Here is a 12,632-nt window from a genome sequence, read left to right as displayed (position 1 = left end):
CCTGAAACTAATCTAATAAAATATTGAATGCGTCCATCTATTCTTTACTATTTTTGCACTGACCAATGCTGGTCAGTTACTTTGACTTCCCACAATGGCATTGTTGCCATTTTATATGGCTCAAAAACAACTTCTTGGTTTACTGCGAGTACTTTGTTTGGGGCAGGTACAAAAAGCATATATGCGTTGTCATAAGCGCGTTGCATAATTTTGCGAATAATAGCGGTAGAAGCCGGAGTGTTGAGAGTTTCTGTCAACATTTCATCAATGTATTTATTCATTACCGGGTCTGGGCTAATAGTGCTCCAAACCGTATCGGTTTTATAAACAAAAAATGCCGACCAAGGGTGATTAAAGTACCAATCATCATCTCCCCAAACCAGCAGGTCCCAATCTTTAGTATTTTTACCTTGATTAGTACTTAATAACTGCTGAAAAATCGTTGTTTCGTCTTGGGTAATATCAAACTCAAGCTCAACACCGACCTTGCGCAAGTCGCGATCAATTGACTTCCAAAGATACATAAACCGCTCTTGAGTCAGCACCTTCAACTTAAGGCCACTAAGTGTTTGTTTGAGTTCACTGCGAATCAAATTGGGGTGTTCTATCTCTGAATACGCTTTCAAGTCTTGGGCTACTTGCTTAACACCGGGAAAGTTTGGCGATGCCAAAGTAGGTTTGCTTTCTGCGTAACCATAAAAAGAGTTTTTAATGATGCCTTGTTGGTTCAATGCTCTATTCAACGCCAGCCGAACGCGTTTGTCCTTGAGCTTAGGGTTGCCCGTAATCATATTGATGTGAACGGCAATATTATTGTTAGAAGGCCCACTGACCAACTTTGAATATGCCGAAGTCATTACTGTTGAAACCTCAGTTACTGGCACCGGCATAATATCCAACTGCCCTTCACTATCAGTGATCTCTTCCAAGGCAATTTTAGAATCTAACGCAGTATATACTGTGACTTTTTCAACATTCACCAAGTCTTTATCGTAATAATTAGGGTTAGCGACCAATACGGCCTTATCTGTACTACGATCCCCTTCAATATAACCTTCTTGTAAAATATAAGGCCCCAAACCATACAAACCGGGTTCAGCCAAGTTTGGACAAGTCGCCTTGCCATTCCAACCAAATTTTTCTAGGTATTCAGTGGTATAAAAATGAAGCCAAATCACATCATTGATAAAAGAACCGTACTTGCCCTTTAAATGGAACCTGACTCGATAATCGTCTACTTTTTCAGTGCGGTCGTAAAATTCATTAAATTTACTAAAAGAAAATGGCGCCTTCTTAAAATAAGACATATTTTCGATAACAGCATCGGCATTGAACGGACTACCATCTTGAAAAACAACACCTTTTCTGAGAGTAAACTCATAGATTGTGTCACTAATTTTTCGATGTGATACTGCTAAGTCATATTCCCAACTTCTATCGTTATTGGCTGGCTTTAGTAGAGCGCCATTAACTGCGTGGGATACGTACAGGTAGGGTAAGCTAGGAACATATACTTTGATGTGTGAATTAGGAACAGGCGCTGCCATCGTTATTTGGTTAAAGAACAAAATAACGACAAACAAACCAAATTTCATACAAAGCCAAAAATCTTTCATTAATTTATATTCCGATTACGAATTAATTAGCACGTAAAAGAATAGCACAATCAAGACCAAAAATAATCAAAAAAGAGTGCTAAGCTGTTGATTTATCTGGAATGAGCATTCAAAAAAGGCCGATGAATCGGCCTTTTAATCTATAAGTACTGAAATTCTATTTAATGGTTAACACCAAAGGCTTTGTCGTCGGCTTATTTATGCCGATAAATGAGGCTTGCGGTGACTCTACACTGGTGTGAAGTGGTTTGGCTTTGTTGCTAAATGAACTTTGCCACTCGACAACGGCAAAGTCGTCTATATCAACTTGACCAGTTGCGCCATTTTCAAGTTCAATTACCGCTTTAACACGATAAGCTCTAAAACCTTTACTCGGGTAGTTGTAACGCACTGAGTTAAAATCAACTTCGAGTGCTTGCCAGTCATTACTGCCAGCTAAATCAACTGATTCGATAAGGTTCCAGTCACTTTCTTTGCGCGCTTGATAAAACTTTTGGCTAAAGCGACGACCTTGCCAATAAAAACTCACTTTAGCGGCGTTGTCTGTCTTTAACTTCGCGAGAATAGTGGTCGGTCGATCGCCTTTAAACAAACGTCGAAACGGCTGCAAACCAACCTCACTCGCTTGATTAGCAGCAACTTTCAAACCTAAGCTTTTACTGCCGCTGGCACCATAGCTATTAACTACAGTGTTGGCTCTGTCGAAAAACCAGCTGCGCTCAGGGCTATTAAAAAAGTTAAAGCTTTCAAAATCACTACCATTCATCAGGTTGGTGCCAAGGCGATAATTTATCCCTTTGGGCGCGTTGACTTCACTTATTTCTTGGTGGAAAGGCAATAAGTATAGGGGCGCAACTTTACTGTTATTGGCAAAGTTAACACTGGCCTTCATTGACTTTTGCTCGCCTTGTTTCGCTTCAATCACGCCGTGGCCACCTGAGCGACCAATAATGGTATTGCGCTGTGCTGATAAAGCACTAATGCGTTGCATAGTAGTGTGGCGCTCTAAACCTGTGGCAGGAGTTGGCTTATAACCCTTCAAATAAACTGGGACAATCTCGGCACGATGAAAGTTGCCGCCATCAAGCCAAACATACAAAATAAAGCTATATGGTGTTGATGGGATATATTGATCAAAAACGAAATTGCCCATCGAATAAGCAATCAACTGACCATTGTAAAGCTCAATACCTTGGGTAACGTGCGGGTGATGAGCAATAGCGACAGCGGCTCCCGTATCGATCGCAGTTTTTAAACGTTGCTCAGTCAAGCCGCTCGGGTTGTTTGAATATTCATAACCACCGTGATATTGGACAACTGGCACTCGGCCGGCATCAACTTGCTCGCCAACAGATTGGATAATGTTCTTAAGGTTACCAAAAGCAGCTCCGCCTTTGTCTTGCTCTGCTACTTGATTTGGCTTTGCGCGACCTTCCCAGCCAACGTAACCCAGCATGCCATAATCAACACCGTTCAAGGTGGTTTGATAAGCCTTTAGTGCTTTTTCTTCATTGTGATCAGCACCTGAAAAGCCCAAACCAGATTTTCTCAAATGCTTTAATGTATCGGCTAGGCCAGAGTCCTTGTAATCGTAGGTATGGTTGTTACCCAAAGTAACATAATCAATACCCGCCCACTTTACTGCGTCTAGAATTTCCGGCTTTGAGAAAAAAGCGATCGATTTTGGCGCCGCATCACCGGGCACTTGGTCAAACACTTGAGTTTCCAAGTTGGTGGTCGCAATATCGGCTAAGCTCAAATACGGTTTTACGTTTTCAACGATCGCTTTACTGTCAGCTAAGCGCGTTTGCTCGTTGATAAGAACGGCATCACCAAACGCCGGTTTGTAATAACGGCGTCCCATCATGGCATCACCGGTAAAAGCAAACATCACTCTGCCTTTCGCTTTTTCAACGAGCGTAATATCGTCTATTGAGACTGAGTCACTTGCATTTCGCGCTTGTTCAGTCAGTTCAAAATGACTAAAGGTTTGGATACTCTGATAATAACCGTCTTTAGCGAAATTGAGTTGATAAACATCGGCATCGTCGACAGTTAGTTGGTAATAGCCACGCCTGTCGGTTTTTGCACTAACATTACCCAAGCTAACTCGGGCACTTTTAATCGCTTTATTTGCTTCGTTTAACAAGCGACCTTTGATTGTAATGTCGGCTAATGCCCCGTAGCTTATACATACCAACGCACCAGCAACGGCTGCTTTAAAAATTGTTTTTCTCATTGTTATACTCACTCACCCCATGAGCTAGCCAGTATATAATTATTGCCACAGGGCAAGCATTCAAAAAACAACCGAAAACATAACCAAAGGCTATAATCTTTTTCGATGAACATAAAAAAGGCCGACGCGAAAATGCGACGGCCAAAGGGCAAACAGAAGAACAATAAAACTCTGTTAAATAAAGAATGCTTCTTTGGGTTGGTTAGAGCGACGGGTAACGTACACAATAGATGTTTGCTCACCTTGATTGCTAAAAGTACGCTTGCTACCAATCGGCGTTGTAAAGTTATCGCCTTTCGTCAAGGTTAATTTTTCACCATCAACCTCAATAGTTAACTCACCTTGGTGAACAAATAGCACTTCTTCTTCAAACCTTTTGTGCTCTGGAATTGTTGCATCAGGTTCAAACTTTAAAGCACGCACGACAAAATCGTGATCCCAACCTAACTTACTCGCTTCAATACCCTCTTGAGCATTAGCAGGACCAACTAATGGCGCTTCGGTAACACCGTTAAATTGCGCTAAATTGGTCTCGTTAGACCAAGCAAAGTCACTCTTGCGAATAATGATATCTTCTAGCATTTCACTGCTAATAACTCGGTGTTCGGCAATCTGCTCAGCACTAGTAACAGGCATTGGTTCTATGCCTTGGGGTACCGTTTCACCTAACGTTGTATCAACCAAGCTACCATTTTCAAGTAAAATAAGGCCGTACTCTTTCGCCATATCGAAAACGCTAGGTGCCCACAAAACACGGCCAGGATCATCGCCACCTAAGACCGCATGTAAATAACCTGAGTCTTTGCCAACATTCTCAAAACCACGAAAAACATCTGTCGGGATCGAGATAATGTCGCCTTCTTCGAGAATTATTTTGCCATCATCGGCATTAACACCTGTGATAAATGCCCAACTGCCCGTGTGAACAACAAACACTTCTTCTGTTAAATGGCTGTGCTGTGAGTTCAAACAACCCGGTGGTTGCCTGGCGCCACCAATGTTAAAGCCATGGGCAATACTAATGTGTACGTGCTGATTTGGATTTTCTGCTACCCCAGGCCCGATAACGGTAAAGTTTTCTTTTTTATCGCTCCCAGGAGAACGAGTATCAATAAATGCATTTGTGCAGGGTTTTAATTCACTATACCTTACTAATCTATTGTCTAAACTCATTTTGATTATCCACTTATCTCTATAATTACCTGGCGGTCCAGCCACCATCAACTTTAATGCTAGTGCCCGTTACCATGCGCGATAAATCACTGAGTAAAAACAGGCAAGCATTAGCAACATCATCAACGTGAGCCAACTGTTTCATTGGGATCATGTCGAATACAAATTGTTTGAATTCTGGGTTTTCCAGCATTGGTAAGGTCATTGGTGTTTCAACAAATGTCGGCGCAACGGTATTCACTCTTACGCCTTGCTCCGCCAGTTCAACCGCTAGAGATTTAGTTAAGCCTTCTACCGCGTGCTTACTCATGCAGTAAAGCGTTCTACCCGGTGAACCAACAAACCCCATTTGCGAAGACATATTAACCACTGAGGCACTGCCACTAGCCTTTAACGCAGGTAACGCTGCTTGCGTAACTTTGTAGATACTGCGAATGTTCATATCGATAACATCGTCAATATTCTGTTCACTCTGCTCAGACATCGGAGCAACGCGGTTAATACCAGCATTATTGATAAGGCCGTCGAGTTTTTCTAAACCGTTGAGCTTGTCAGTAAACTGCGGTGAATTAACGTCGGCAACCCATGGCGTAATTTGTCCTGGATAGGCATCAACCAAGGCGAGTAAATCAGCCTCAGTTCTCGACACTGCGATGACATTAGCGCCGCACCCGGCTGCAAGTTCAACACATGCTTTACCAATGCCTTTACCTGCACCTGTGATCAATATCGTTTTTTGGCGTAAAAGGTCTTTGTTAAAACCCATAACTTTATCCGTTAATTTGATTATTGCATTCGAAGTCATTATTTATTAGGATTTGCTTAGTTGCAAGAAAAATAATCAATCTTAATGATTATTTTTGAGCTAAATCAAAATAAGCCAGGAATAGAAAAAATGATCAGACATCTAAAGAAAGGCGCTAATAGCCAACAGAAAGAACAAGAAAATCAGAAAGTTGTTGAAATAGTTCAAAACATAATCAAGAACATTGAAGACAATGGTGACAATGCTGTACGCGAGTACTCTAACCAATTTGACAAATGGAATCCGGAGTCATTCAAACTAACTAGAGAGCAAATTGACGCTTGTTATGAAGAGTTAGACCAACAACTCATTGACGATATCAAATGGGCTCAAAAGCAAGTGCGTAACTTTGCACAAATTCAACGTGATTCAATGAAAGACGTTGAAGTTGAAACCATGCCAGGTGTTGTTTTAGGTCACAAACACATCCCAATGGAAAGCGCCGGTTGTTATGTACCGGGCGGTAAATATCCGTTATTGGCATCAGCTCACATGAGTGTATTAACCGCTAAAGTTGCCGGTGTAAAACGCGTTATCGCCGCAGCACCACCGTTTAATGGCAAGCCATCACCTGAAATCGTGGTCGCGATGGACATGGCCGGTGCTGATGAAATTTACTGTTTTGGTGGTGTTCAAGCAGTTGCGGCAATGGCTGTGGGTACCGAAACCATCGCCCCAGTAGATATGATTGTTGGCCCGGGTAATGCGTTTGTTGCCGAAGCAAAACGTCAGTTATTCGGTCGTGTTGGTATCGACTTGTTTGCTGGCCCAACAGAAACCTTAGTGATTGCTGACGACAGTGTTGACGGTGAGTTATGTGCGGCAGATTTGCTTGGCCAAGCAGAGCACGGCCCGACGTCACCGGCAATTCTATTGACTAACAGTGAGCAGTTAGCAAAAGACACGATGGCGGAAGTAGAGCGTCAGTTAACTATTTTACCTACTGCTGACATCGCAAAAGTTGCCTGGGAAAATCACGGCGAAGTAATTGTATGTGATACTTACCAAGAAATGTTAGACGTTGCCAATGAACTTGCCTTTGAACACGTACAGGTAATGACGGAAAACGTTGACTACTTTAAAGATAACATGCAAAACTTTGGTGCATTATTTTTAGGTCCTGAAACCAACGTTTCATACGGCGACAAATGTATTGGTACTAACCATACATTGCCAACCAAAAAAGCGGCTCGATATACCGGTGGTCTTTGGGTAGGTAAGTTTATTAAAACGTGTACCTTCCAACGAGCAACCAAAGAAGCGTCTTTAGTGGTTGGTGAATACTGTTCACGACTTTGCGCAGCAGAAGGTTTTGCAGGCCACAAAGAGCAAGCAGATATTCGAGTGAGACGTTACAAACAATCATAGAGAATAGTTCATTGGCTAAGCAGAAAAGAGTTACTTCATACGACGTTGCCCGCGAAGCGGGCGTTTCACAATCAGCTGTTTCGCGCGTATTTCGGCCGGGCTTTAGCGTTTCTGAAAAGACCAGAACCAAGGTGCTAGATACCGCGAAAAAAATGGGTTACAAGCCCAATGCAATAGCGCGTATGTTGATAACTCAGCAATCGGGAATGATCGCGGTTATTGTTTCTTCCCGAGCCAATGTCAATTATCCAGAAGTTTTATCTCAGTTAAATAAGTACATTGCCCAACAAAACAAACGGGTGCTGTTGTTTACACTCGATAGTGCTGATGACTTAGCTGGCCTCCTAGAAAATATTTGGACCTATCAAGTTGACGGCGTTATTGCTCTGGCTGCGCATTTTGAACAAAGCAGTTTGGAGCAACTTGAACAACATCAAATACCCGTTGTTTTATACAACCGCAATGTGCCTGATGCCAATGTTAACAGCGTTTGCTGTAGTCATGAGCGAGGTATTAAGCAACTGATCAACATCTTGCACGAAGGCAATCACAAGTCTTACCTAGTGATTGCTGGACCAACAGATTCAGACGTTGCTAACGAAAGGCGCGATATTGCCTGCCAATACCTTAAGCAATTAGGTCATGACAATGTCCCTGTGGTATACGGTGACTATAGTTATGAGTCTGGCCGTAAAGCTTTTGCCAAGTGGACAGGCGCCAATGGTGTGCCAGACGCCGTTATTTGTAGTAATGACATTATGGCAATTGGTGTTATCGATGAAGCCAAAGAGCACATGTCAATCAGTGTGCCAGATGACCTTTCAGTGGTTGGCTTTGACGGCGTATCACCCGCTGCGTGGTTCAGCTATCAAGTAACTACCATCAGACAACCGCTAGACCAACTGACTAAAGCTGCCGTTGATATCCTAATGGAGCGCATCAACAACCCCGACTCTCCACCTGAGACTCGAGTGTTAACGGGTGCGCTTATTGAAGGCAACTCAACCAAACCAAGACAATAGGACTATGCAGCCTCAGGTTTATATTTTGCCAGGTACCTTTTGTACTGGCTTGATGTTTGAACAACAAATATCAGTATTAGAACGCGCTAACTATCAGGTAACTGTTGTTCCATTTAACGCTGAGGAATCGATTGCTAGTTTAGTAAACTTAACGGTCAAAACGATGGCTAATCAACCGGGTGTCGTGATTGGTTTTTCTATGGGTGGCATTGTCGCCTTAGAGCTAGCCAACCACTGCCCAGAGTTAATCACTAAACTGTGTTTGCTAAGTACAAATTATCACGCCGATACTGAGGAAAAGCGCCTAGCTCGGCAAGCTCATATAGCGCAAGCTGAGCAAAACTCACTACTTAGTGTGATCGAGCACAGCTACCTCCCCAACTACTTTTACTGCCACCAACAAGCATACGCAGACATCGTTGTAAAAATGGCTAATGAACTTGGTTTAACGGTGTTTAAAGCACAGTTAAGCGCACTAGCAACGCGAAAGCACAACCTATCAGCCCTAGAAAATATCGCTAAGCCAGTACTTATTTTAGCCGGACAACAGGACAAACTCTGTATTGCCGAATATCAACACGCCATGCACGAGGCCTGTCACCACAGCGATTTAATTTTACTCGATCGATGCGGTCATTTCCCAACGCTAGAACGAGGACAATTGGTAAGCCAATTATTGTTGGCTTGGCTAGAGGAATCATAATGAATTTAAAAACTAATTTGAGAAATAGAGCCCCACTCGTTGGTACCTTTGTGAAAACCACTCACTATCACAATACTGAAGTGTTGGCTCATTCACCGCTTGATTTACTGTGTTTAGATGCTGAGCACGCGCCTTTTGATCGCAGCGATCTCGACACCTGTGTACTTGCGGCAAAATCACAACAAAAACCTGTAATCGTCAGAATTCCTGACAACACACCAGAGCACATTTTAAACAGCTTAGATGTTGGTGCCGATGGTTTGTTATTGCCACACATCAAAACCAGCCAGCAAGCGCAAGCAATAATTAAGAAGTGCTTTTATGGCAACAACGGTCGAGGTTATGCAGGGTCAAGTCGATTTGCCAGCTATACCACTAAAACGATTAGTGACAACTTAGCCAACAACCAAAATAACACCTGTATTATCGCCCAAATAGAAGACTTAGATGCATTAGCTGAAATCGACAGCATTTGTGCAATAGATGAAATTGATTGTATTTTTATCGGCCGCATGGACTTAACAGTATCACTTGGTGAAACAGACCCGAAAGCAGAATCGGTAGTAGCAGCAGTTCAACAAATTGTCACCAGTGCTAATGCACACAACAAAGCGATTGGTATGTTTGTTAGCGATTTATCAGAGCTGCCACATTGGCTGAAACAAGGGGTATCGCTATTTTTATTGGCATCAGATCACAGCTTTATGCTTACGGGTGCAAAAGCATTAAAAAGCCAATTTGAACAGGCGCAAAGTAAAGTCACAACATAAACACGTTTATGTTTAATGATGTAAGGCAGATAAGCAGCTTTATATAACTGGGTTATCTGCCTTAATTTTGATACTGAAACTATCGTATCAATCGGGATTAACAATACTCTTAGTTCGAGCCAACACGTCTGCGCCTTGCTGTTTCAACCAGTACAGCAAATCAATAATCACCCAGTTCTCAGCCAGCTTATCACCTTCACGGCGATAGACATCAACCACTCGCATATCTGCTTTAACATTACCGCCCGGCAGCCCTAAAAAGCCTCCTTTGGGTGTGTTCGTTAAGTTTGGCCAACCAAAGAAACAAGCATAATTACCTTCAGCAAAGCGAGCAATATGACCATTAAATACCTTATCTTTTAGCCCTTGCCTAAACGGGTATGAATGCTGCTCTTGATAACGCGGAATGGTATAACTCGCACCGATGCCCGCAGGGCCATACCAGACCATGTCGTCGTGCCAGCTCTTGGCTAATAATTCCGGTGGGTAATTATCGTTGGCGGTAACATTTAACTCGGCAAGATCATTAATGAATTTTTCTAATAAGGCTAATGTGAACTCAGCTTCAGACTCTGGGTGTTGTTCTAGTAAAATACCATCGTGAGTTCGCGGCCCCGGATAAACAAACGTATGGCCGGTTTCCAATGGTAACGGACTAATACCTACTTGCCCCATTAATTGCAGAATGTCACAGAAAAAACCTGTTTTGGTAATTTTGCCATTTTCAACGCAGTTGAAGTCAGCATAGCGCAACATTGCGACCTTACGAGACTTGGGAATACCAAGCCAATCGGCGTCAAACAACCCCATAAAGTGCCCCATACTGGTGACCCAAGGTTTATCATCAGAGCCATTTTTACCCGCCATAAAAACATCTTCCCGACGCTGCATCTGCTTAAATGACTTCAATAAAGGCTTCCAAAAGACCTCGACAACTTGCTCAGCACCGGTCAATTCATTAAATGGATAAACACCATAGAATTGATAGTCATCAGCAGTATAGCGCTGAATAACACTTAAAATAGAATCCTCATCGGCCTCGCTAATCGCTTGGTAAAACTCTCTAACTATTGCCTTTTCATCTTGATACCCACTCACTTAACACCCCTTACCTATATTTTGTTATGTCGTTTTGATTTTTAGTCGTTAGCAAAAGTTAACGACTTTAATTTAACCAGCTTCCATTCTTTAATAAACAATGCTATGTTTAGATGACTTCGAAGTCAAACAGCTTCGTTCAAGCTTAGTAAAATATAATAAATACGCTGACCTCAGCGAGATAAGGTAATAAGCAATATGATTGAATTTGGCCTGCTAAACTGGAGCATCTTAATCACTTATATTATCGCTAATCTAATATTAGGTGTGGTAATAAGTAAAAATATAACCTCTGCCAATGACTTTTACGTCGGCAGAAAAAATACCCCATGGTGGGCTATTGGCATATCGGTTATTGCTACCTACGTCAGTGCGTTAACCTTTTTAGGAGCCCCGGCATGGGCCTATAAAGAAGGCCTTTCAGTTATCGCCATTCACCTCAATTACCCGCTTGTTATCGTCGCTGTTGTCTGTTTGTTTTTTCCGTTTTTCTACAACGCAGGTGTCGCGTCAATTTACGAGTACCAAGAACGCCGCTTTGGTAAAAAGGCGCGCGGTTTAGTATCAGCAATTTGGTTGATTTCACAAACCATGAGTTCTGCCGCAGTATTGTATGCAACCTCGTTAGTACTCGCGTTTATTGTTGATGTCCCGGTTGTTACCGCGATTATCTTAGTCACTATTATTGCCTTAATTTACACCATGCTCGGCGGTATTACTGCGGTAATTTGGACCGACGTTATTCAGTCGGCAATACTTTTTATTGGTGCCGGCATTATCATGTATGCGCTAATTGATAACCTGAGTTTACCAATGTCAGAAACTCTAACCGCGTTGAAAGATCAAGGTAAACTCGATCCGCTTAACTTCTCCTTTGAGCTCAATGAAGTATCAACGGTGTGGTCTGGTGTTATTGCGATGTCGCTTTATCATGTTACCGTTTACGGTACCAACCAAATGATGGTTCAACGCACGTTAGCAGCTAAAACCATTGGCGACGCCAAAAAGTCATACTTATTAATGGGTTTCCTCGCGTTTTTCATTTACCTATTCTTTATTTTTATGGGTGTGTTGTTCTACAACTACTACGACGGAAAACCATTTGAAAACGACAACCTGATCATTCTACAGTTCGCCGCTGATTACGGATTACCTGGCTTGATGGGGATTATTGCCGCAGCGGTTATGGCAGCGTCAATGTCGAGCTTAGATTCAGCACTTAATTCGTTATCAACAATCTCAACCTTAGACTTCTACAAAAAATACTTTGCCAAAGACAAAGACGAAGGCCACTACCTAAAGGCGACTCGCTATTTCACCTTTGGTTGGGCTGTTGTCATCGTGTTGCCGGCAATTATGTATCACTTACACAGCGAAGGCTCTATTCTCGAAATATTGAGTAAAGTCGGTTCTTTCTTTGTTGGCGCTCAGCTAGGTATGTTTACACTCGGCTTCTTTTCAAAACACACGTCAGAGAAAGGCTTATTAGTTGGTACTGCTTGCTCGTTTATCGCTGTCGCCTTAACCGCTGTTTACACCGACGTTGCCTGGCCTTGGTACTGTGCCATTGGTTTAATCGTCAGTGTTAGCTGCAGTATTATCGCCAGCCTTGTTATAACGGGTCGCCAGCAAGAATATTCGCCTTACACAATCAAAGGCCAGTTAGAACAATTCGCTTCATCAGGTTTAGACGAAAAAGAACATGGTTGGTACCGGGTACCGGGTAAGTTCGACAAGATCAACTACGCCTTACTCGCGTTCTTTACATTCACGCTAGTACTTATGCTGACCTTCGAGTCGCTAGTTTAGTCAAAACACAGCGAGGTTAGCTTCTCGAT

10 protein-coding genes are annotated in these 12,632 nt (G+C 42.6%); 5 read left to right on the top strand and 5 right to left on the bottom strand.

Annotated features, from left to right (window positions below):
• Positions 1–47: 47 nt before the first annotated feature.
• The 4 genes from J7384_RS08635 to J7384_RS08620 all read right to left on the bottom strand — a co-directional run bounded on the left by J7384_RS08635 (position 48) and on the right by J7384_RS08620 (position 5,794).
• On the bottom strand, positions 48–1,616 hold the full coding sequence (locus J7384_RS08635) for an ABC transporter substrate-binding protein (RefSeq protein WP_209113068.1): 1,569 nt from the start codon (positions 1,614–1,616) through the stop codon (positions 48–50).
• Positions 1,617–1,773: 157 nt separating this feature from the next.
• Positions 1,774–3,855, bottom strand: coding sequence for a CapA family protein (locus tag J7384_RS08630; protein ID WP_209113066.1), 2,082 nt, complete (start codon positions 3,853–3,855; stop codon positions 1,774–1,776).
• A gap of 174 nt (positions 3,856–4,029) precedes the next feature.
• A complete protein-coding gene (locus tag J7384_RS08625; RefSeq protein WP_209113064.1) occupies positions 4,030–5,028 on the bottom strand; it encodes a cupin domain-containing protein in 999 nt (332 codons plus the stop codon).
• 25 nt (positions 5,029–5,053) lie between these two features.
• Entirely contained in the window at positions 5,054–5,794 is a 741-nt protein-coding gene (locus J7384_RS08620; protein WP_209113062.1) for an SDR family oxidoreductase, read from the bottom strand.
• A 129-nt stretch (positions 5,795–5,923) separates the two neighbouring features.
• Here J7384_RS08620 and hisD point away from each other — a divergent pair, with 129 nt between their 5' ends.
• From hisD to J7384_RS08600, 4 genes are read left to right on the top strand one after another with little or no spacing between them, the layout of a single operon-like run.
• Positions 5,924–7,201 carry a histidinol dehydrogenase gene (gene hisD, locus J7384_RS08615; RefSeq protein WP_209113060.1) on the top strand — a complete coding sequence of 426 codons (1,278 nt, stop codon included), beginning with the start codon at positions 5,924–5,926 and terminating at the stop codon, positions 7,199–7,201.
• Between the two features lie 11 nt (positions 7,202–7,212).
• A complete protein-coding gene (locus J7384_RS08610; protein WP_209113058.1) occupies positions 7,213–8,223 on the top strand; it encodes a LacI family DNA-binding transcriptional regulator in 1,011 nt (336 codons plus the stop codon).
• On the top strand, positions 8,192–8,926 hold the full coding sequence (locus tag J7384_RS08605; RefSeq protein WP_209113056.1) for an alpha/beta hydrolase: 735 nt from the start codon (positions 8,192–8,194) through the stop codon (positions 8,924–8,926). The genes J7384_RS08610 and J7384_RS08605 overlap by 32 nt, the downstream gene beginning before the upstream one ends.
• Positions 8,926–9,696 (top strand): aldolase/citrate lyase family protein, encoded by a 771-nt coding sequence (locus J7384_RS08600; RefSeq protein WP_209113054.1) that lies wholly within the window; start codon positions 8,926–8,928, stop codon positions 9,694–9,696. Before J7384_RS08605 ends, J7384_RS08600 begins: the two co-directional genes overlap by 1 nt.
• A gap of 87 nt (positions 9,697–9,783) precedes the next feature.
• Here J7384_RS08600 and J7384_RS08595 read toward each other — a convergent pair whose 3' ends face one another.
• Positions 9,784–10,794: a nuclear transport factor 2 family protein gene (locus J7384_RS08595; protein ID WP_209113052.1), complete on the bottom strand. Its 1,011-nt coding sequence runs from the start codon at positions 10,792–10,794 to the stop codon at positions 9,784–9,786.
• A gap of 198 nt (positions 10,795–10,992) precedes the next feature.
• On the opposite strand from J7384_RS08595, the gene J7384_RS08590 reads away from it, so the two are divergent.
• On the top strand, positions 10,993–12,603 hold the full coding sequence (locus J7384_RS08590) for a sodium/solute symporter (protein WP_209113050.1): 1,611 nt from the start codon (positions 10,993–10,995) through the stop codon (positions 12,601–12,603).
• The last annotated feature ends 29 nt before the right edge of the window (positions 12,604–12,632 follow it).

The organism is Endozoicomonas sp. G2_1 (genome assembly GCF_017744155.1).
Lineage (GTDB): Bacteria > Pseudomonadota > Gammaproteobacteria > Enterobacterales > Alteromonadaceae > JAGHQT01.
Note: the sequence above shows the minus strand (reverse complement) of the source record. Positions and strands in the feature narration are given on the sequence as shown.

Bases quoted from the DNA above. Each gene is read 5' to 3' on its own strand.
- J7384_RS08635 (WP_209113068.1), bottom strand. From the start codon at position 1,616: ATGAAAGATTTTTGGCTTTGTATGAAATTTGGTTTGTTTGTCGTTATT.
- J7384_RS08630 (WP_209113066.1), bottom strand. From the start codon at position 3,855: ATGAGAAAAACAATTTTTAAAGCAGCCGTTGCTGGTGCGTTGGTATGT.
- J7384_RS08625 (WP_209113064.1), bottom strand. From the start codon at position 5,028: ATGAGTTTAGACAATAGATTAGTAAGGTATAGTGAATTAAAACCCTGC.
- J7384_RS08620 (WP_209113062.1), bottom strand. From the start codon at position 5,794: ATGGGTTTTAACAAAGACCTTTTACGCCAAAAAACGATATTGATCACA.
- hisD (WP_209113060.1), top strand. From the start codon at position 5,924: ATGATCAGACATCTAAAGAAAGGCGCTAATAGCCAACAGAAAGAACAA.
- J7384_RS08600 (WP_209113054.1), top strand. From the start codon at position 8,926: ATGAATTTAAAAACTAATTTGAGAAATAGAGCCCCACTCGTTGGTACC.
- J7384_RS08590 (WP_209113050.1), top strand. From the start codon at position 10,993: ATGATTGAATTTGGCCTGCTAAACTGGAGCATCTTAATCACTTATATT.